This window comes from Kibdelosporangium banguiense (assembly GCF_017876405.1).
GTDB classification, from domain to species: domain Bacteria; phylum Actinomycetota; class Actinomycetes; order Mycobacteriales; family Pseudonocardiaceae; genus Kibdelosporangium; species Kibdelosporangium banguiense.
This window is the reverse complement of sequence record NZ_JAGINW010000001.1, coordinates 2,986,911-3,007,298: the sequence shown is the minus strand read 5'-3', so window position 1 is coordinate 3,007,298 and position 20,388 is coordinate 2,986,911. Positions and strand designations below refer to the sequence as shown.

General features: G+C 68.0%; 19 protein-coding genes. 8 read left to right on the top strand and 11 right to left on the bottom strand.

What is annotated here, in order from left to right; all coding sequences use genetic code 11:
• Positions 1–102: 102 nt before the first annotated feature.
• Positions 103–1,488 (bottom strand): NAD(P)H-hydrate dehydratase, encoded by a 1,386-nt coding sequence (locus tag JOF56_RS14475; protein ID WP_209638025.1) that lies wholly within the window; start codon positions 1,486–1,488, stop codon positions 103–105.
• A 433-nt stretch (positions 1,489–1,921) separates the two neighbouring features.
• Between JOF56_RS14475 and JOF56_RS14470 the strand changes: the two genes are divergently transcribed.
• Positions 1,922–2,479, top strand: a complete 558-nt coding sequence (locus JOF56_RS14470) for an eCIS core domain-containing protein (protein ID WP_209638023.1) — start codon at positions 1,922–1,924, stop codon at positions 2,477–2,479.
• A 13-nt stretch (positions 2,480–2,492) separates the two neighbouring features.
• Here JOF56_RS14470 and glmS read toward each other — a convergent pair whose 3' ends face one another.
• A complete protein-coding gene (gene glmS, locus JOF56_RS14465) occupies positions 2,493–4,331 on the bottom strand; it encodes a glutamine--fructose-6-phosphate transaminase (isomerizing) (RefSeq protein WP_209638020.1) in 1,839 nt (612 codons plus the stop codon).
• 65 nt (positions 4,332–4,396) lie between these two features.
• Between glmS and JOF56_RS14460 the strand changes: the two genes are divergently transcribed.
• Positions 4,397–5,206 carry a dienelactone hydrolase family protein gene (locus JOF56_RS14460; protein WP_209638018.1) on the top strand — a complete coding sequence of 270 codons (810 nt, stop codon included), beginning with the start codon at positions 4,397–4,399 and terminating at the stop codon, positions 5,204–5,206.
• On the opposite strand, the gene JOF56_RS14455 is transcribed toward JOF56_RS14460, so the two are convergent.
• The 7 genes from JOF56_RS14455 to rplM form a co-directional block, all read right to left on the bottom strand.
• Positions 5,203–5,721, bottom strand: a complete 519-nt coding sequence (locus JOF56_RS14455) for a hypothetical protein (protein WP_209638016.1) — start codon at positions 5,719–5,721, stop codon at positions 5,203–5,205. The two genes, JOF56_RS14460 and JOF56_RS14455, sit on opposite strands and share 4 nt — an antisense overlap.
• 8 nt (positions 5,722–5,729) lie before the next feature.
• Positions 5,730–9,041, bottom strand: a complete 3,312-nt coding sequence (locus tag JOF56_RS14450; RefSeq protein WP_209638014.1) for a hypothetical protein — start codon at positions 9,039–9,041, stop codon at positions 5,730–5,732.
• A 2-nt stretch (positions 9,042–9,043) separates the two neighbouring features.
• Positions 9,044–9,361 carry a hypothetical protein gene (locus JOF56_RS14445; RefSeq protein ID WP_209638012.1) on the bottom strand — a complete coding sequence of 106 codons (318 nt, stop codon included), beginning with the start codon at positions 9,359–9,361 and terminating at the stop codon, positions 9,044–9,046.
• A gap of 118 nt (positions 9,362–9,479) precedes the next feature.
• Positions 9,480–9,896 carry a hypothetical protein gene (locus JOF56_RS14440; RefSeq protein WP_209638010.1) on the bottom strand — a complete coding sequence of 139 codons (417 nt, stop codon included), beginning with the start codon at positions 9,894–9,896 and terminating at the stop codon, positions 9,480–9,482.
• 76 nt (positions 9,897–9,972) lie between these two features.
• Positions 9,973–11,307 (bottom strand): phosphoglucosamine mutase, encoded by a 1,335-nt coding sequence (gene glmM, locus JOF56_RS14435; RefSeq protein WP_209638007.1) that lies wholly within the window; start codon positions 11,305–11,307, stop codon positions 9,973–9,975.
• A gap of 73 nt (positions 11,308–11,380) precedes the next feature.
• Entirely contained in the window at positions 11,381–11,905 is a 525-nt protein-coding gene (gene rpsI / locus JOF56_RS14430; protein WP_307855097.1) for a 30S ribosomal protein S9, read from the bottom strand.
• Positions 11,902–12,345, bottom strand: coding sequence for a 50S ribosomal protein L13 (gene rplM / locus JOF56_RS14425; protein WP_209638005.1), 444 nt, complete (start codon positions 12,343–12,345; stop codon positions 11,902–11,904). Before rplM ends, rpsI begins: the two co-directional genes overlap by 4 nt.
• Before the next feature lie 317 nt (positions 12,346–12,662).
• On the opposite strand from rplM, the gene JOF56_RS14420 reads away from it, so the two are divergent.
• The 6 genes from JOF56_RS14420 to JOF56_RS14395 all read left to right on the top strand — a co-directional run bounded on the left by JOF56_RS14420 (position 12,663) and on the right by JOF56_RS14395 (position 17,367).
• Positions 12,663–13,793 carry a sensor histidine kinase gene (locus JOF56_RS14420; protein ID WP_245378260.1) on the top strand — a complete coding sequence of 377 codons (1,131 nt, stop codon included), beginning with the start codon at positions 12,663–12,665 and terminating at the stop codon, positions 13,791–13,793.
• A complete protein-coding gene (locus tag JOF56_RS14415) occupies positions 13,781–14,455 on the top strand; it encodes a response regulator (RefSeq protein WP_209638004.1) in 675 nt (224 codons plus the stop codon). The genes JOF56_RS14420 and JOF56_RS14415 overlap by 13 nt, the downstream gene beginning before the upstream one ends.
• A gap of 50 nt (positions 14,456–14,505) precedes the next feature.
• Positions 14,506–16,188, top strand: coding sequence for a type VII secretion-associated protein (locus tag JOF56_RS14410; RefSeq protein ID WP_209638002.1), 1,683 nt, complete (start codon positions 14,506–14,508; stop codon positions 16,186–16,188).
• A 15-nt stretch (positions 16,189–16,203) separates the two neighbouring features.
• A complete protein-coding gene (locus JOF56_RS14405) occupies positions 16,204–16,488 on the top strand; it encodes a hypothetical protein (protein ID WP_209638000.1) in 285 nt (94 codons plus the stop codon).
• A gap of 213 nt (positions 16,489–16,701) precedes the next feature.
• Positions 16,702–17,019, top strand: a complete 318-nt coding sequence (locus JOF56_RS14400; RefSeq protein WP_209637998.1) for a WXG100 family type VII secretion target — start codon at positions 16,702–16,704, stop codon at positions 17,017–17,019.
• Between the two features lie 51 nt (positions 17,020–17,070).
• Positions 17,071–17,367: a WXG100 family type VII secretion target gene (locus JOF56_RS14395; protein WP_209637996.1), complete on the top strand. Its 297-nt coding sequence runs from the start codon at positions 17,071–17,073 to the stop codon at positions 17,365–17,367.
• A gap of 61 nt (positions 17,368–17,428) precedes the next feature.
• Here JOF56_RS14395 and mycP read toward each other — a convergent pair whose 3' ends face one another.
• Both mycP and eccD read right to left on the bottom strand, forming a co-directional pair.
• A complete protein-coding gene (gene mycP, locus JOF56_RS14390; protein WP_209637994.1) occupies positions 17,429–18,865 on the bottom strand; it encodes a type VII secretion-associated serine protease mycosin in 1,437 nt (478 codons plus the stop codon).
• Positions 18,865–20,262, bottom strand: a complete 1,398-nt coding sequence (gene eccD, locus JOF56_RS14385; protein WP_307855096.1) for a type VII secretion integral membrane protein EccD — start codon at positions 20,260–20,262, stop codon at positions 18,865–18,867. Before eccD ends, mycP begins: the two co-directional genes overlap by 1 nt.
• Positions 20,263–20,388: the final 126 nt, after the last annotated feature.

The following is a 20,388-nucleotide window of genomic DNA, read 5'->3' as shown; positions in this document are numbered from 1 at the left end:
TGTCAAATCGAGCCGCCCAGCCACCGACACCAAAGCAGAAACAAAAGCAGAGCGCCCAACCAACGACAGGCACACCGAAAAGCACTCTGCGACACCAAAGATTCACCAGTCGAGATCGCGGATTGTGTCGGACAAAGCGTGGGCGATGGCGGATGCTGGAGCAGGCGCGCCAGAAGCGGCGAGCGTTCCGGCGTGAGAGTGGGCGTAAGCAGCGCATCCTGCGGCGAGCCAAGGGTCTAGCCCAGCTGCGAGCAAGGCGCCGACAACCCCGGACAACACGTCACCGGACCCTGCTGTCGCCAGCCAGGCGGACGGCGACTGATTCACGAGCACGCGTCCATCCGATGCCGCGACAATTGTGTTGTATCCCTTGAGAAGTACAACTGCGTTGACCCGGCGGGCCAGGGCTTTCGCTGATGCGACACGATCTTTGCCGAGTGGCGCGAGGCGCGCGAATTCGCGGTCGTGTGGTGTCAGGACAATGGGAGTGTCTGGGTCCCGGCGGTCCCACAGGGTTGGGTGCTCGGCCAGCAATGTGATTCCGTCCGCGTCCACGCAGACTGGGACGCCTGCGCCGAGAATGTGTGAGAGCAGTTCTCGGCCTGCGGTCGCTGTGCCGATGCCGGGGCCGACGACCCAGGCTTGCACTCTGCCTGCGTCGGCGACCGAACCGGTGGCGACGACTTCTGGCCAGCGCTGGCCGACTATCTCCGCGGCTGTTCCGGCGTATCGGACCATGCCGGACGTCGCGAGTACCGCGCCACTTACCGAAAGTACTGCTGCGCCTGGATATGTGGCTGATCCGGCGGCGATTCCGGTTACGCCCTGGGTGTACTTGTCGTCCGTGGGGCCTGGGATCGGCCAGGCTTCGGCGACGTCCGCGCGGTCGATGATGCCGAAATCCGGTTCGCCTAGGGCGTCTGCCAGGCCTATGTCGAGCACGCGGACTCGCCCGCAGCGCGGGCTCAACGCGTGTACAGGCTTGCGGCCGCCGAATGTGACGGTGGTGTCGGCGGTGACGCACGGACCGTCCTCCGCGCCTGTGTCTGGGTCGACGCCGCTGGGTAGGTCGACGGCGACGATAGGTGCGGTGATCTGCGCGACGAGCTTCGCGGCGGCGGGTCGGAGCGCGCCTTTGCCTGAGATACCGACAATTCCGTCGATGACGACGTCGGCTGACCTGGGCTCGGTGACGATGCGACCGCCAGCTCGTCGGTATGCCGCGAGTCCCTCGGCGTGCGCGCGTTCGGGCGCAAGGAGAATCGCGTCGACGGCGATGCCTCTGCGGCGTAGGAACGCGCCCGCCCAGAGTGCGTCACCGCCGTTGTTGCCTGCTCCCACCAGGAGCAGCACGCGACGCGGCTTGAACTCGGCCACGCACACGGCGACGCCGAACGCCGCGCGTCGCATCAGGGTGGCTTCCGGGATCGTCTGGAAGAGCTGCTGCTCAGCGGTTTTCACTCGGTCGGTGCTCCACACTCCGCGCATACGGAGAGTCTGCCCGATCCGGCGGCGCCGCGAAGGGCGGCCGCGGCGGGAAAACGAAATACCGGATGTACCCCCTTTTCCTGGCACACGACCGGAATCGTCATCCGTGAACTTGCGGGCCATTCTTTTTTCACCATGGCCGTTTGGAACTATCTTCACCAAATCGAGTACCGGCGTGAGCTGTCGAAGTCACAGCGCGTGCACGAATACACCGAGACCGTGGAAGATCAGGGCTGGTGCTTCAGCCAGAAGAGCGAGCAGAAGCAGGCCTGGCTGGCCATCTACACGAGGGCCTGCGCCGAGGACTTCCTTGCCCGAAGGGGCGCCAAAGGGGGCACATTTGTGGTGACGGTGTACCAGCAACGGCCAGACCGAAGGGTGCTTGTAATAGCGATCCGTATGAAATGGGCGCCACGACGGTAACCTGTCACCTATGGAGCCTGACCGTATCCGCGCTGAGGAACAAGCGCACGAGCGGGTACAACCCGCGAACGTGGTCCAGGAGCCGGCCAAGGACACCGCCAGTCCTGTCCTGGCCGGAGGCAACCAGATGGTCGCCCGGCTGGTGGAAGGCGCGTCCAGCGGCCTGCCCGGCGACGACGTCGCCACCCGCATCCGTTCCCAGCTCGGCGGCGGAAGCCCGCTGCCGGCACAGCTGCGCTCGGAGATGGAATCCGGCCTCGGCCAGTCACTCGGCGACGTCCGGCTGCACACCGACTCCACCGCGGCGAACCTGTCCAGCCAGCTCGGTGCGCACGCCTTCACCACCGGCAACGACGTTTTCTTCAACTCCGGCGCCTACAACCCGAGCACGAGCGAGGGTTACTCGACCCTGGCGCACGAAATCACCCACACAGTCCAGCAATCCGCAGGACCCGTCGCGGGCAGTGAGGTTTCGCCCGGCCTGTCGGTCAGCGACCCGTCCGACAGTTTCGAACGCCATGCGCACGAGACCGCCGAAAAGCTCACGGCCGAGCGTCACCAACACTGAGGAAAACCGGCGATCACTCGACCGTGACTGATTTCGCCAGGTTTCGGGGCTTGTCGACGTCGTAACCGCGAGCGCGGGCGATCTCGGCGGCGAGGACCTGCAGCGGGACAGTGGATACCAAGGGCTGCAACAAGGTTGGCACCTGCGGAACTTCGATCAGCTCGTCGGCGAACGGCCGGACTGTCTCGTCGCCCTCCTCCGCGATGACGATCGTGCGGGCGCCACGGGCCTGGATCTCACTGATGTTCGACAGCAGTTTCGCGTGCAGCACCGCCCGGCCCTTGGGCGACGGCATCACCACAACAACCGGCAAATCCTGTTCTATCAATGCGATCGGGCCGTGCTTCAGCTCGCCCGCAGCGAAACCCTCGGCGTGCATGTACGCCAATTCCTTGAGTTTCAAAGCACCTTCGAGCGCGACCGGGTAGCCGACGTGCCGGCCGAGGAACAGCACCGCCTTCGAATCGGCGAGCTGACGGCCCAGTGCCCGCACCGAATCCACGGTCTGCAGAACCTGGCTCACGGCCGCGGGCATCTGCTCCAGTTCATGGAACTCACGGGCGACCTCGTCGGAGTACTTCGTGCCACGGGCCTGCGCCAATGCCAGGCCGACCAGGAAATTGGCGGCGATCTGGGCCAGGAATGTCTTGGTCGCTGCGACTCCGACCTCGGGACCGGCGTGGGTGTAAAGCACCGCGTCGGATTCACGCGGAATCTGGGCGCCGTTCGTGTTGCAGATCGCCAGAACGCGGGCCTTCTGCTCGCGGGCGTGCCGGACTGCCTCGAGAGTGTCAGCGGTTTCACCCGACTGGGAAATCGCCACGACCAGGGTGTCGCGGTCCAGCACCGGGTCCCGGTACCGGAACTCGCTGGCCAGCTCCACTTCCACCGGCAGCCGGGTCCAGTGCTCGATCGCGTATTTCGCCACCAAGCCGGAGTGATAAGCCGTGCCGCACGCGATCACGAAGACCTTGTCCACATCCCGCAGGTCCTGGTCGGCCATCCGCTGCTCGTCGAGCACGATCCGGCCGTCCACGAAATGCCCGCGCAGCGTGTTCGCCAGCGCTTCGGGCTGCTCCTCGATCTCCTTGAGCATGAAGTAGTCGTGGCCGCCCTTCTCGGCGGCCGACAGGTCCCAGTTGACCTGGAAATGATTGGTCGGCGCCGGTTCACCGTAGAAATCGGTGACCTCGTAGCCGGATCGGGCGATTGTCACGACCTGGTCCTGGCCGAGTTCGACGGCATCCCGGGTGTGCTCGATGAACGCACTGACATCCGAGGCGAGAAACATCTCTTTGTCGCCAATTCCGACGACCAATGGCGACGACCGGCGAGCGGCCACAATCATGTCCGGCTCGTCGGCGTGCGTCACGACCAGAGTGAACGCACCCTCCAGCCGTCGGCACACCTTGCGCACGGTTTCCGGCAAATCCCCGTCGTATTCACGGGCGACCAAGTGCGCCACGGTCTCGGTGTCCGTGTCGCTGGAGAACTCGACGCCGTCGGCTTCCAGCTCGACCCGCAGGGCGTGGAAGTTCTCGATGATGCCGTTGTGGACGACCGCGACCTTGCCGGACACATCCCGGTGCGGATGCGAGTTCCGGTCGACCGGAGCGCCGTGCGTGGCCCAGCGCGTGTGGCCCATCCCAGCCGTGCCGACGAAGCCCTCCTGGCCGACGAGCTCGGCCTCGAGGTTGGCCAACCGGCCCGCTTTACGCTCGACTGCCAGGCCGTCCGCGGTGATGACCGCGACGCCGGCCGAGTCGTAGCCGCGATACTCCAGCCGCCTGAGTCCGTCGAGCACTACGTCAAGCGCCTGCTGGTGACCTACATAACCGACGATTCCGCACACGGGCAAACAGGCTAGGCCCCATGGGTGATCGGGTGCGTCCGGGGTCGATCGGATAACGTCGCCCCATGGCACGCGCCAAGCAGTTGGCCTATGAGCTGGCACTACCCGGGCCGCACTCGGTCCTGCGGGGTGACCTCGGCCTGGTCGGGCTCCCCGGGCTGATCTTCACGCCCAGGTCGGGACAGGATTTGCCGGCCGTCGCGGTCGGCCACGGATGGCTGCAGCCGCCGCTGCGCTATCACGGCCTGCTGCGGCACCTCGCCTCACACGGCATCGTCGCCGCCGCGCCGTCGACGCAGTCCGGGCCGCTGGGCTCGCACCGGCTGTTCGCCGCCGACCTGCTCGCGGCGCTCGACACGTGCGTGACTGTGCGGCTGGGCGAAGGGCAGGTGCGTGTTTCGGGCGACCGGCTCGGGCTCGCCGGGCACTCGTTCGGCGGTGGCAGCGCGGTGCTGGCCGCAGCCGCGGACTCGCGGGTCAAGGCCGTGGCCACGATGGCTGCCGCCGAGTCCCGCCCGCCGGCTTCGGAGGCCGCACGGTTCTGCAAGATGCCTGGCCTGCACCTGACCGCCAGCGACGACCTCATCGCGCCGGCGGTCGGCAACGCCGAGGTCATCGCCCGCAACTGGGCAGGGCCGGTGCAGGTCCGGGAACTGGCCAAAGCCGGGCACCTCGGCTTCACCGAAGGCCGGCACTGGAGCCAGATACTGCTTTCGGGCAAGGGCGAACGCAGGACCCAGCGAATGTCGCGGGCATTGCTGACGGCGTTCTTCCTCAAGCACCTGACCGGGTCTTCGAAATACGACGACCTGCTGGAATCCGACGTCAAAGGCGCGGCCATCAACACCGAATGGCTGCCCGCCGGAGTGCGTTAGCTCATCCAGGTCTGTCCGGACATGTCCTCGTCGTCCTCCTGCAGCCGGCGTCTGCCCGGTTTCGGCGGGGGCGGCGGCGCAGGAGGTGGCGTTTCGTCGTCCTCAAGCTGGCCGAAGGTCATCATCGGCTCCGGCGCGGCGGGCCGCAGCGGCTCCGGAATGGGCTCCGGGATCGGCGGAATCGGCGGTAAGCCCATCGGCGGCGTGGGCGTCGACCATGACTTCTGCTCGTCGTCGAACTCGCCGAAGGAGATCGTGGTCTCCTTCTCGCGCGGGGCCGTCCACTGGTTCTGCTGCTGAGCGGCCTGTTGCTGCTGCTCGGCCTTCTCGTTCGCAAGGATCTCGGCCAACTGCTCGCTCTGCTCCTTGTCGCGCTGCGCGGCCGCCTTGTCGGCGACCGCGAGTTCGCGTGCGAACTCCTCTCCGATCGCGGCCGTCCTGGCGTCGTACTGCGCGATCGCGTCCTCGTACAACGCGAGCGCCTGGCGCGTCTCCGGACTGGTCTCGTCGAACATCGAAACTCCTAGCGCTGCTCGTCGTCGTCGAGAACCGTGCTGATCCGGTCGGCCGCGCTCATCGGGCCGTCATCGAACAGGTCGCCCGTCGTGCTCCACGCACTCGGGCCCCGCTCCTGATCGTTGTTGCCGCCACCTCCGCCGCCGCCCATGCCCATCATCGGCATGCCGCCCATCCCGCCACCGGCCGTCGCCGGGCTGGCCGGATGTGGCTGGCTCTGGCCGTTGTCGGGCACCGCCGCCAGGCCCGCTTCACCCGCGGCCGGCGCGATCTCCTCACCGCTCACATCGCGCGGCTCGGAGTCGTCGAAAAGGTCACCCTGGGTGGACCAGATACTGTCCATTGCGGAATCATCGCCGGACACGACGTCAAAACCCAGTGACTGGGCCGCGGTGCCGGTCGAAGGTTCCGGCTCGGTCCACGCCTCAGCCTGCGACAACTGCTCAGACCGCTCGTATGGCGCGGATTCCGGGCTCTGGTACTCGTCGATGTCCGAATCGGACAGTCCGGTCGACCAGTCGCGGAACAGATCGTCGCCGATGGACGGTCCAGCCGCGATCCCACTCGCCTGCGCGGTCGCCCCCTGGTCGAACCCACCCTCGTGCTCGGTGGCCGGCTCGAAGCCACCGCCGCTGTCGGCATCGATCGCTTGCGCAGCGGCGGGGTCAAAGACGTCAGCCTGCTCAACCGGCTCGAATCCCTCAGACGCAACCGATTGCGCGGCGGGATCCACAAAGCCTGAGTCGGTGAACCCGGCACCCTGAGCCATGGCCTGGTCAGCAAAATCATCACCGGCACCAGGCTCCGGGAAACCCCCGCCCTGCGCAGCAGTGTCCGAAACGGCAAACCCGGACCGCACATCATCCAGATCCCCGAAGTCACCGTCGCCCGGCTCGGCAAAACTCGAAGGCGAGGTGGTCGCGAAGCCGGATTCCTGGTCGGCGAAACCAGACTGGGCGCCTGCCGGTTCTGAGAAACCGCTGCTCAATGGCTCAGCAAAACGACCCTCATCGACGGCATACTCCGGGAAACCAGCAGCTTGTTGCGCAGCCGACGAGTCCGCGAAACCGGGCTGCGCGCTAGACGGATCAGCGAAACCACCAGTCTCAGATTCCACAAAACCGGCTCCGTCAACGGAGATGTCCTCCGCGAAATCAGCCGATGTGGCTGAGTCGATGAAACCGGACTGTGGATCGGTGAAACCGCCGTTCAGTGGCTCGGCGAACCGACCCGCCTCGTCGACGGCGTACTCAGGGAAACCAGCCGACTGCTGGGACGTGGGTTGGGCGTAGGCGTGGCTTTCGGTGCCGATGGGGTCGAGGGAACCTGTTTGCTGGCCTGAGGTTGCGTCGGGGAAGGTGCCTGCGAAGCGGCGGGCGTCGGCCGTGATGGGCTCGGTGAAGCCGCCTTGCTGCGGCGTGGATGGGTCTGTGAAGCCGCCGGTGGTGGGTTGGGTGAAGCCTGGCTCGGTGAAGCCTGCCTGAGTGCTGGTCCCCGTGTCTGGGCGACCGCCGTTCATCGGCTCGGCGAAGTGGGCGGCCGCGCCGGGCACCGGCTCGCTGAAACCGCTCTGCTGGGCAGCCGAGTGATCTGCGAATCCAGACGGTGCAGCAGCAAAGCCTGCCGACGCACCAGGTGCAGGACCGGACTGTCCACTCGGGTCGGTGAAACCGGACTGCGGGGCCGGGTAGGGCTCGGCAGTTGGGCGGCCGGGCTGGGTTGTGACTGTGCCGTTGGCTGGGTCGGCGTAGTCGACGAGGTAGGTGGTGGGTTTGCCGGTTCCGTCGTCCACTGTGATCTTGATCTGGTCCGGGGTTCCGGGCGGGCGCTCGGCCGTGATCGTCAGGTTTCCGTCGTGCACCACGGCTTTTCCGTCTGGTCCCGCTTGGACCTGTTGTGACGGGGTTTCCAGCGCGGGAAGGGTCTGGGGACGGCCGTCGCCGGGTTGCGCCGGCGCTCCGGTGCCTGCACTGAAGTCCAGGTCGTAGGCCTTCGGTTTTCCGGTGCCGTCGTCGACGGTGACCTTCACGTGGCCTTCGCCGTCCGGGCTCTGGACCGAGATCTTGCGGTCGCCGTCCTGGATTGTGACGGTTTCCTTGGTCTGGTCCTGGGGCACGACTGGGACGACATCGCCATCGACTGCCGACGGGTTTGTGGTGTCGTCGACTGCGGGCTGCACGGGAGGCATGGGCGGCGGGGCGATCGGCGGCACGGGGGTGGACCCCATACCTGAGGTGCCGGCGGTGCCTGTGTTGCCAGTTCCGGGGCGGTCGTGGCCGCTGTCGGTGGACTTCTTCGTGTCGTCGCCGGTGCCTTGGGCGGGGCCCAGGGAGAGCTTGCCGAAGGGGTCCTTGGTGATCTTGCCTGCCTGAGTGTTGAGCTTCTCCCAGGCCTCCTGGACCGTCCTGATCGTCTCCTCGACGCGCCGGCGGAAGTTCCCGATGGTCAGGAAGTAGCAGTGGGCCATGTCGTCGAGCCAGTTGCAGATCTCGTTGGACCACATGTTGCTGCCGTCGGCCTCGATGTAGACCTGCCCCGGCTGACGCACCGACTCGGGGGTCTGCACGACCCGGCCGAAGCTGAAGTCGACGCTCCAGATGCTGGGGTCGATCACTTCGTGGGCTTCCGGCCCCCACCGGTAGGTTCCCTGCACGATCGCCTCGTTGAGCGCGTCCATCCGGGAACTCCAGTTGCCGCGCTCGGAGTTGCCGTGGTCGTCGCTCGCACCGTCGGCGCCGTAGCGGTCCATCATCGGCTTGCCGCCGAGGTCGCTCTTGTTGGCGAAGTCGGCCAATTCCTTGACCACGTGCCGGGTCGCGTGCCAGGCGCCTTCCATCTGCGCGCCCAGGTTCTGGACCTGGGCGGTGTAGTCGGCCGCGGCGTCCCGGAACTCGGTGAACCTGCCTGCCGCGGCTTCGCCCGCCTTGCTGGTCCACGCCGCCTGGACGCGCTGGACGACCTGGTTGCCCGCGCCCTTGAGGGCCTCGCCCGAGGTGGCCAGGTTGGTCAGCCTGCCGTGGGCGTCCCACATGAAGCCGAAGTTGATGATCTTGAGCTGCCAGAGGCCGCCCTTGTCGTTGTCCTCGCGCTCCTGCCAGCCCTCACCCCAGACCGGCTGGCTGCGCCACTGTCCCCGGCGGCCGGGGTCCGAGCACTGGTGCTCCATCCAGCGCTTGTAAAGGAAGCCCATCCGGTCGGCCGCCATCATCTTCTTGAAGTCGTCCAGCTGATGGAACATCGCCTCGGAGTGGTCATTGGTGTTGACGTCCTTGGCGGGCTGCAACGGGGAGCTGACCGGACCGCCGATACCCTCAGCCACCGCTACCTACCTCCGGCCTTGTTGAGCCCCCACGCGTTGTTGACGTCTGTGGCGTCGGTCATCTGCGACGACTGCTCGAGCTTGGCCGCGGCCTCGTTGAGAAACGCGTACGCCTTGCCGACCGAGGCACTCAGGCCCTGCAGAGCGGCGTTGAAGGACTGGTACGCCGCCGGCGCGGTGAAGTGCCCGCCGAGGTGCTCCTGCTTGAGGTCGTTGTCGGTGATGTAGCTCTGAACGGACTGGACCGCGACAGCCAGGTTCTTCACCTCGTCGGCCGCGGCGCGCATAGCGTCGTGGTCCATCTGGAGCTTGCCGTCCACGGCCATGGCTCCTCCCCCTTACTTGCTTCGACACAGCTCAGACGCCAGGTGTCGCCACCTTGGTTCCGCTGAGCAATGTACCCACGTCAGAGCACGTTCGCGGGCACTTTGCGCGGGGTCATCGTCTGGGTGGCGGCCCGCCCTGCCAACCAGGAGGGGGACCATACCCTCCGGGCGGCGGGCCAGGCGGTCCTGGCGGCATCGGAGGGCCGGGACCGTAAGGGCCTGGCGGCCGGTATCCGGGCGGCGGCTTGGGGGTCTTGGTACGGAACGGGAGGTAGATCGCCAGTTCCGCGATACCGACCACGGCGAGCAGGACAAGGACTTCTGCCGGGCCGATGAGCTTCAGCACAAGCAGGACGCCGGCCGCGACGACACCGGCTCCCGCGATGATGATGCCCAGTATCGGGCCTGGACCACGCTTCCGTGGCGGTGGCGGTCCGTATCCGGGCGGTGGCGGCTGATGGCCGTGCCCGTAACCAGGGCCTTGTGGCGGCTGTTGCCAGTTCTGGTTCGGGGGTGGGCCATATGTCACTTGCTCAGCGTAGCGGCGGACCTACGCGGCAATCTGAGCAACGGGAGAACGAGGACGGCCTCGTTCTCCCGGCGGCTCAGGAAACGGCTGAAACCACGCTGGCCAGGCGGTTTGCCGCGGCCTCGGCGGTGGCTTCGCTGGTGGCCTCGACCATCACGCGGACGAGCTGCTCGGTGCCGGACGGACGCAGCAGGACGCGGCCGGACTCGCCGAGTTCGGCCTCCACAGCGGCGACTGCATCGTTGACCGAGGTGGCCTTGGCGACGGCGGCTTTGTCGGCCACCTTCACGTTGACCAGCACCTGGGGCAGACGGCGCATAACGCCGGCCAGCTCGGACAGCGGCTTACCGGTGGCCGCGACACGGGCCATCACGCCCATCGCGGTGAGCAGACCATCGCCGGTGGTCGCGTGACTCGGCAGCAGCACGTGACCGGACTGCTCGCCACCGAGTGAGTAGCCGCCGGTACGCAGCTCCTCCAGCACATAGCGGTCGCCCACGGCGGTTGTGCGGATCTTCACGCCTGCCTCGCGCATCGCCAGGTGCAGGCCGAGGTTGCTCATCACAGTGGCGACCAGCGTGTCGTCGACGAGCTCGCCACGGTCCTTCATGGCCAACGCGAGCACGGCCATGATCTGGTCGCCGTCGACGAGGTTGCCCTCCGCGTCCACGGCGAGGCAACGGTCTGCGTCACCGTCGTGCGCGATGCCCATGTCCGCGCCCTCGGCGAGGACGGCCTCACGCAACCCTTCGATGTGCGTGGAACCACACTCGTGGTTGATGTTCTCGCCGTCCGGCAGCGCGTGGATCGCGATGACCTCGGCACCGGCCTCCCGGTAGGCGCGCGGCGCGGCGGCCCAGGCGGCGCCGTTCGCACAGTCCACAACGACCTTCAGGCCGTCCAGACGCTGAGGCGTGGCACGCAGCAGGTGCGCGATGTAGCGGTCCAGGGAGTCGGCGACGTCGTAGATCCGGCCGACGCCCGCACCGGTCGGACGCTGCGGCGTCGCGCCGATACCGGCTTCGATCTCGTCTTCGATGTCGTCGGGCAGCTTGTGCCCGCCGGCGGAGAAGAGCTTGATCCCGTTGTCCGGCATCGGGTTGTGCGACGCCGAGATCATCACGCCCAGGTCGGCGCCCAGGTTGTCCACCAGGTAGGCGACGCCCGGTGTCGGCATCACCCCGACCTGCAGCACGTCCGCACCGGCCGAGGACAGGCCAGCGGCCACAGCGGCCTGCAGCATCTCGCCGCTGGCCCGCGGGTCGCGCCCGACCACGGCGACCGGGCGGTGTGAGCGGTCGTGTTCAGCCAGGACGCGCGCCGCCGAGGCGGCGACGGTCAACGCCAGCTCCGGCGTCAACTCGACGTTCGCAAGCCCACGGACGCCGTCGGTGCCGAACAACCGGCCCAAGAGAACCACCTCCGGAAAGAGCGAACGGGAGCAGCAGAAATCCTGCTGCTCCCGTGCTTCGGGCTGAGTGTGATCAGCGCTTGCTGTACTGAGGCGCCTTGCGGGCCTTCTTCAGACCGTACTTCTTGCGCTCCTTGACCCGCGGGTCACGGGTGAGGAAGCCGGCCTTCTTGAGGGCCGGGCGGTCCTCGGCGTCGAGCTCGATCAGGGCGCGGGCGATGGCCAGCCGCAGCGCACCGGCCTGGCCGGTGATGCCGCCGCCACGCAGGTTCGCGCGCACGTCGAACATCTCGGGCTTGTCGAGGATCACCAGGGGCTCACGGATGAGCTGCTGGTGCACCTTGTTGGGGAAGTAGTCCTCGAGGCTCTTGCCGTTCAGCCGGAACTGGCCGGTGCCCGGGGTCAGCCGAACGCGGACCACGGCCTCCTTGCGGCGGCCGACGGTCTGGGCGACCTCGCCAGGGGCGGGAACGCGCACGACCGGCGCGGCCGGGGCCTCGTCAGCGGCCTCAGGGGCGTCGACGTCGGCGATCTCGACGTTGTCGACGGCCGACTCGGGGACCTCAGGGGTCTCGGTGGTCAGGTTCTCTTCACTCACTGGGCAACCTTGGTGATCTCGAAGGGCGTCGGCTGCTGCGCCGTGTGCGGGTGCTCGGGGCCTGCGTAGACCTTGAGCTTCTTGCCCTGGGCGCGGCCGAGCTTGTTCTTCGGCAGCATGCCCTTGACGACCTTCTCCAGGAGACGGTCGGGGCGGGTGTCCAGCAGCTCGCCGAAGGACTTCTTGCGAAGACCACCGGGGTAGCCACTGTGGCGGTAGGCGAAGGCCTGATCCCGCTTGGCCCCGGTGAGGACCACCTTTTCGGCGTTCACGATGATGACGAAGTCACCAGTGTCCACATGCGGGGCATAGGTTGGCTTGTGCTTGCCGCGCAGCAGTGTCGCGACCTGCGTGGCAAGGCGGCCGAGCACCACGTCCTCGGCATCGATAATGTGCCAGGCGCGGGCCACCTCGCCGGGCTTCGGGCTGTACGTGGGCACGGGTCTACCTCATCGTCAACTTGCGTCTGGGTACCTGTGCGGGCCGTACCCACGGCAGGTCGGACCCACCAAGGGCGCGAGTAGTCACACGCCGCGCCGCACAACAACGATAGAGATTACCCGTGGCCTCCCGGAGGGTCAAAACGGCCCCCCTATCCACCACCCCGCACACTCTGCGTCACCGCTCCGACCTGCGGATGTCGCTCTCGGTAGCAACGCAGCGACGGCGCAGATCGGTCAGCCGGAGGAATCAGCCACCGCGACCAAAGTATCGACTTTCCGGACCAGCCCGGAAACCTCACTACGCTCCCAGGAACATGACCCGCCGCAGTATCCGCGACTGGATCGTGGACACCACGATGTTCCTGCTCGCGTCGCTGGTCGGGCTGCTAGGGGCGACCCAGTGGATCGACGCCGGCACGTTGCCGGATCCGGCCTGGCTGTTCCACGTCGACCAGGTGGTCGGCGTGCTGGCGTGTGCCTCGATCTGGGTGCGCAAGCGGTGGCCGAGCGAACTTGCGTTGATCTTGATCGCTTTGTCGACATTCTCCGAGCTCTCCGGTGGCGCGATGATCGTCTCACTGTTCACCGTCGCGATCCACCGGCCGCCGCGGACCTCGGTCGCGGTGTTCGTACTGAGCATGGTCTCGTCTGTGATCTTCATCTGGGTCCGGCCCGACCCAGGGACACAGTGGGGGGTGAGCCTGGCGCTGATGCTCGCCATCCAGGGCACCGCGGTGGGCTGGGGCCTGTTCATCCACCACCGCCGTCAGCTGGTGCTGTCGCTCAAGGACAAGGCCGCCCGTGCGGAGACCGAGGCGCAGTTGCGGGCCGAGCGGGCGATCCACCTGGCCCGGGAGGAGATCGCCCGGGAGATGCACGACGTGCTTGGGCACCGGCTCTCCCTGCTGAGCGTGCACGCGGGCGCCCTGGAGTACAACCCGGACGCACCGGCGTCCGACATCGCCCGCGCCGCCAAGGTCATCCGGGACAGCGCGCACCAGGCGCTGCAGGACCTGCGTGAGGTCATCGGCGTGCTGCGGGCGCCGGTGGGCGAGATGCCGCAGCCCACTCTGGCCGACGTGACCACGCTGGTCGCCGAGTCGCGCCGGGCCGGGATGGAGATCGAACTGCGCCAGGAGCTGTCCGGGACCACACCGGACCTGTTGGGGCGTACGGGTTACCGGATCGTGCAGGAGGCGTTGACCAACGCCCGCAAGCACGCCCCTGGCGCCGAGGTCCAGGTCTCGCTCAGCGGCGGGCCTGGTGACGGCCTGGCTGTCGAGGTCCGCAACTCGGCCCCGTCCGGACCTCCGGTGCCGGGCCGGACGTCCGGTCAGGGCCTGATCGGCCTGGGTGAACGGGTCGCGCTGGCCGAGGGACGACTCGAACATGGGCCGACCTGCGACGGCTGGCGGCTCGCCGCCTGGCTACCGTGGCCGATGTGACCAGCCCCATCACTGTCCTCATCGTCGACGACGACCCGTTGGTCCGTGCCGGCCTGGTGATGATGCTCGGCGGCGCGCCCGACATCACAGTGGTGGGCGAGGCCAAGGACGGGACCGAGGTGCTTCCGCTGGTCGACCGGCACAACCCGGACGTGGTGCTGATGGACATCCGGATGCCCGCGCTGGACGGTCTGTCGGCGACCGAGGCACTGCGCGCCCGCGGCTCGGCGCCCGAGGTGATCATCCTGACGACGTTCGACGCCGACGCCCACGTCCTGCGGGCTCTGCGCGCCGGCGCGGCGGGTTTCCTGCTGAAGGACACCCCGCCCGCCGAGATCGTCGATGCGGTTCGTCAGGTCGCCCAGGGCTTGCCGGTGTTGTCCCCTTCGGTCACGCGGCGGCTGATCGACCGGGTCGCCGAGACGGACCACGACCAGCGCCGGGGACTCGCCCAGACCAGGCTCGAGCAACTCAGCGAGCGGGAACGGGAGGTCGCCGTGGCGGTCGGCCAGGGCAAGTCCAACGCCCAGATCGCGGGCACGCTGTTCCTGAGCGTGCCGACCGTGAAGACGCACGTCTCGAGCGTGCTGACCAAGCTGGACATGAACAACCGGGTCCAGATCGCCCTGCTTGTGCACGACGCGGGCCTGTTGGACGGCTGACTACGCTCGGGTGCCATGCGGCTTCGAGTGACTCGGGGGTGACCAGGTAGATGGCGCTGCGCGTCGCCGTGGACTTCGGAACATCGAGCACGTGTGTCGCGGTGTCGCTGCACGGCCGGGACCCTCAAGTCGTCGCGGTCGACGGGCGACCGGTGCTGTCGTCAGCGGTGTACGCGGCCGCGGACGGGACGTTGTTCGTCGGCCTGGAAGCCGAGCGTCAGGCCGCCGTCGACCCGTCGCGCTACGAGCCCAACCCGAAGCGCCGGATCGACGAGCCCGAGCTGCTGCTGGGCAACAACGTGGTGCCGGTGCGGGACGTCATCCGCGCGGTGCTGACGCGTGCGGTCCAGGAAGCGCGGCGGTTCGGCGGCGGTGCCCCGGTCGAGCAGCTCGTGCTGACGCACCCAGCCGATTGGGGCGGGATCCGGACCCAGGTGCTGCGGCAGGCCGCGAACGGCTTGTCCGAGCGTATTTCCCTGGTCCCGGAACCTGTCGCGGCCGCGGTGTTCCACGCTTCGCTTGGCACGCAGGCGGACACGCTCGCGGTTCTCGACCTCGGCGGCGGCACTGTGGACGTCAGCATCGTCCGGCGTGTGCCCGCGGCTCCCGGGTTTCAGGTCCTGGCGACCAAAGGCGATCCGTCGTTCGGCGGTGCCGACGTGGATCAGGCTCTGTTGCAGCACATCGGGCAGCTGGTGTCCAAAACGGACCCGGACGGGTGGCGGGCGCTGATCGAGGGGCGGGAGCTGGCCGACCGGCGGCGCCGGCGCGTCGTCTCCCAGGACGTCCAGGGCGCCAAGGAGACGTTGTCCCGGCACACGTACACCGACGTGCCGATGCCGGTCCCGTTCGCCGACGCGCACGTCACCCGCAACGATCTCGAGCAACTCGTCGCGGCTCCGCTCGGCCGGGCGGCCGAGCTGACCGCGGCGGCGATCCGGGAGGCCGGGGTCACGCCCGGAGCGATCTTCCTGGTCGGCGGGTCCAGCCGGATCCCGATGGTGGCGCGGCTGGTGCACGAGCGGACCGGCGTCATTCCCAGCACACTCGACCAGCCGGAAACCGTGGTGGCCCGGGGTGCTTTGCGGGCCGTCCCGGCCGTGGTCCGGCGGGTCGCACAGCCGCCGCCTCCGCCCGCGGCGCCCCGGCCGATGACGTTTCGTCCACCGCCGCCACCGCCGCCTGCTCCCCCCGCACCGGTCCAGCGCAGCCGGAAACCCTGGCTCGTCGGTGCGGGCGCGCTGCTCACCGCGGCCGTGGTGACGGTCGTCCTCATCCTCACGATCGGCGGAACCGCGCCCGAGGGCCGCACGATCGCCCAGTTCGACTACGAGTTCACGATTCCGCAGGACTGGAAACAGGTCTCCTCGGACACGCTCAACCGGGAGACCAAGGTGAAACCGGCCGACGCCGAAGCCGGCCTGGACGCGGTCATCGTGCAGGAACTGGCGTTGAGTTTCGACCCGGCAGTCGAGCGTGAGCGGGCGATCGGCGCGCTGCGGGCCAACTATGAGCAGTCCACATTCCGGTTGTCGGATCTGAACGAAAAAGCCCGCTTCGCCGGCCGGGACGTGGTCTCCTACCGACAGCGCCTGGACGACGCGACCGTGGACTGGTTCGTGGTGTTCGACAAGCGTGCCCAAGTCAGCATCGGATGCGAGTACACCGCCGCAGGCAAGGACCGGGTGATGCCCGCCTGCGACCAGGTGGTCCGCACGATGACCGTGAAATGAGAGGTGGTGGGACGGATGAGCTTCTCCGACGCGGTGGCGTCCTTCAACAGCGAGGTCGACGCGGCCGTCAGCCGGGCGCGCCGGGCCGCGGCCGAGGCCCGCGAGCAGTCGGGCAGGTTCCGCGAGTCGGCGCCGGCCAGTGGTGAGGCAACCGACCCCGCGCTGCGCGCCGAGGCCGTCCGGTTCCGCACCGGGCAGGGCCTGCCGGTCGGCGACGAGCCCGTGGAAACTCCTCCGGTTCCACAATCGAGTGATGAAGACGAGGACTTTTCACAAGAGCAAATCATGCACCGATTCTGACCTTCGCCTTTGGAAAACCGCTGGTCGTACCGGGTATTCACGCATTCGCATTCGCAGACGATCAGGCGCGGTTGCGGGTCTTGGCGTTTACTAGAGCAACGACCTCGAAACTTCTCGGGACAACACGGAACCGGAGCTGGCAAGGTCTGCGTCGTAAGAGCTGTACGAACGAAGAACGGACAGCCTGAACTTCACTGAAGGGGGCAACTCCCAATGCCTAACGGCACTTTTGAGATTACGCCGGAGATGCTGCACAAGGCGTCGGTGGACACCGACCGGGTCCGCAACGACACCCAGGGCTACATCAACACCCTGCGCAACCAGCTGGGCTCGCTCGAGGGTGCGTGGGCCGGTGCCGCGGCGACCGCGTTCCACTCGCTGATCGGCCGCTTCAACGAGGCCTCCAACAAGGTTCTGCAGGACCTGCAGACCATCAGCGAGAGCCTGGCCACCTCGGCCAAGGAGTACGGCCACCGGGAAGAGGAGAGCCAGTCGACCTTCACCAAGGCCGAGGGCAACTTCTCGTTCTGATAATCCGCAGCACCGCCATTATCTCGAAAAACTTTCCTGGGAGGAATCCAAATGCCTGACGGCCAGAACATCAAGGTCACATTCGGCGCCATCGAAGAGGCCGGCGGAAACATCGACGCCACCGCGAAGAAGATGGACTCCGAGCTCGACGCGCTGCGCAGCCAGCTCGCTCCGCTCGCCGAGGCCTACGTCGGTGCTTCGCGTGACGCGTGGCGCGCGGTGCAGGAGAGCTGGGAGCGGGCTCAGGAGGAGCTCAACCAGGTCCTGGCTTCCATCGGTGCCGCCACCAAGCAGGCCGCTGACGACTACCGGATGACTGAGGGCAACGTCGGCAAGCTCTGGGGCTGATCCGTACGAACGACCCAAGGCCCCGGGAGAGATCCCGGGGCCTTTGTCGTGCGGTCAGAACTCAGGACTGCTCGGCTTCTTCGCGGGGGTTGTTGCGGCGGATGGCACGCATGATGAACAGCGTCATCAGCAGGAGCAGGACCCCTCCACCCGTACCGATCAGGGCGACGGTCATCGCGGTCCAGTCCTTGGCCCGCACCGGTGGCATACCGGCAGGCATGGCCTCGGCCTTGTCGGCGGGAATGCCGAACTCGCCCGGGATCATCGCGGTCAGCGCCGCGAGTGGGTTGACCATGCCGTGGCCGACCAGGTTGTCCCGGCCGCCGGGGGCCGCCGGGTGCTGGGCGGTCATCTTGATCCGGTTCATCACCTGGCGGGCGTTGAGCTCCGGGTAACGCTCACGCACCAGCGCGGCGAGCCCGGCCACGTACGGCGCCGCGAAGCTGGTGCCCTGGATCGGAACCTTGCTGCCGTTCTTCTGCACTGTCAGGTTGGCCAGTCCGTTGCCCGACGGGTCGAGCGAGATGATGTCGGTGCCCGGACCGGCGACGCTCACCCACGGGCCCTGCATGCTGAAGGCGGCCAGGTTGCCCTTCTGGTTGACCGCGGCGACCGACAGCACGTCCTCGGCGAACCACGGTGGCGTGATGATGAACTCGGGCTTGTTGGAGTCCGCGCCGTTGCGCGGCTTCGTGCAGATGTCGCTCTGGTTGCCGGCCGAGGCGACGACCACCTTGTTCTTCTCCTGCACCGCGTAGTGCAGGGCACGCTGCAGGTCCTGCTCGGGGCGGGAGATCGTGTACGTCGACAGGCGGCAGTTGTCCACCGACATGTTGATCACGGTGACCTGGGGGTTGTCCGCCGCGTGCCGCACGGCCTGGGCCAGGCTGTTCAGGTCGCCCGCCGCGGTCTCGCCCGGGTTGGGGTTGTCGGGAGTCGGGGCCCGCTTGCCCTTGTAGACGTCGCTGGACTGGCGGATCGCCAGGATCCTGGCGTCCGGCGCCACCCCGGTGAACCCGACCTGGTCGAGGTTCGGGCTGCGGGCCGCGATGATGCCGGCGACCTCGGTGCCGTGCCCGTCGCAGTCCTCCAGCGCGTCGTTCTTCTCCGCGACGTAGTCCGCGCCCTTGACCACCCGGCCCTGGAAGAACGGGTGCGGCCGGACCCCGGTGTCGATCACCGCGACCAGCTGGCCCTTGCCGGTGGCGAACTTCTGCGCCTCCTCGATCTGCAGGCGCTGCTGGCCCCATGGCTTGTTCGGCAGGACCACCTTGCCGTCGCTGAGCGAGGCGACACAGTCCGTCTTGGGTTCGTACTTGACGTCCGTCGGCGGCTTCTCGGTGTCGGTCACCAGCGGCAGGCTCATGTCGACCGGGGGCGGGACCGCCCCGGACCCGGGTTGCTGCTGGGTGGGCTGCGCCGGGGCCGGCTGTGCGATCAGCAGGCTCGCCGCCGCGGTCATCGCGGCCAGCCTGGTCAGCTTTCGAGTCGTGCGCATCAGATCTTGAAGTTGAGATGCCGCAGCGTGGTGTACAGGTTCATGACGGCGAGCGCCAGCGGGAGCACCGAGGCGATACAGATCGCCTCGAACACCTCCACGGCCCGCCGCAACGGCGGCGAGAACCGCTGCTCGGGGAAGATCACACCGAGCACCAGTGCCGCCGCGCCGATCACCACCAGCGCGCCGAACACCCACAGCAGCCGCTCGAACGCGCTGGCCTCGATCAGCCAGCCGATCAGTACACCCGCGGCCGACAACATGCCCGTGGCCAGCAGCGCGATGGCCTGGCTGCCGTTGGCGTACGTCCGGCCGCGCAGCAGCAGCACCAGCGTGACCACGATCGCGGTGATGATTCCCCACACCCCGGGGGCGGCGGCGGTGAGCATCGCGGAGATCGCCGCGACGGCCCCGCTGCCGATGATCATGCCGGTCATGTACTCGTGGGCCAGGCCGGCCCGGCGCTCGATCGACCGGTAGTCCGGCATCGCCGAGTCCTCTTTGAGGTCCTCCGCGCTGCCCGGCACGTTCGGCAACGGCAGCTTGGCCAGCTGGATGGTCAGCCTGGGCAGCATCGAGATCCCGGCGAGCGCCGCGGCCGCCGTACCGGCCGCGATCCCGGCCGCCGGGTGGTCGATCAACGTGCCGACCGTGAAGGCGAGGATGCCGAACACCGCGGCCGTGCCGGCCGCGACAAAGGTCGTCACGCCCGCGCCGATCAGCAGGATCGAGGCCGAGGCCATGATCCCCATCAAGGCCGAGCCGAGCAGGAAGTTCGCCGCGCCGAGGCCGTCGGGGACGATGTAGACGCCGCTCACGAAGGCCATCGGCAGGCCGCCGGCCGCGGCGATCAGCACGCCGGCCGTGGTGGCCTGGTAGGCCCGGGCGACCACGGCGCCCGCCGCGATCGCGATGATCGAGGTCGCGCCCGCCACGATGGCGGCCGCGAGCTGGCTGCCGCCGTTGACCGGGCCGCCCATGAACACCGCGACGGCGGCGATGAACAGCGCCAGCGCGCCGGCGATGAAGCCGATGCGGTTCGCGGTCTGCTTGGTCCACGGCCGGAAGCTGTCCGGCGCGGACTCGGCGATCGCGTCCACCACGTCGTCGTACAGCGGTGGCGGCGGATTCTCGTTGCGCTTGCGCAGCTGCAGCATGTCGCCGTCGACGATGCCCAGCGAGCCGAGCGTGCGGCTCGGGTCGAGCGGGCTGTCGCCGAGTTTGGCCAGGCACCAGCCACCATGCCGGGCGCCGCCGTCCGGCGTCACCTCGTTGGCCATCTCGAGCAGCTTGGGCAACAGGTCCGCCACTGACACGTCAGCCGGGAGCGCGACGTCGATGCGCGTTCTCGGCGCGACCACCGTCACCCTGCTGAACACCGTGGTACCGGTAGCCACTGCCTGCCCCCTTCGAGCCTTGTCCGAACGCGCTCACCCTATTTCGGCTGCCCACATGGTCAGGTACTTCTTCACCGAATGGCGCGTCCCTGTCGGTGGGCGCCCCTAGTATGGCCGCACCGGTAT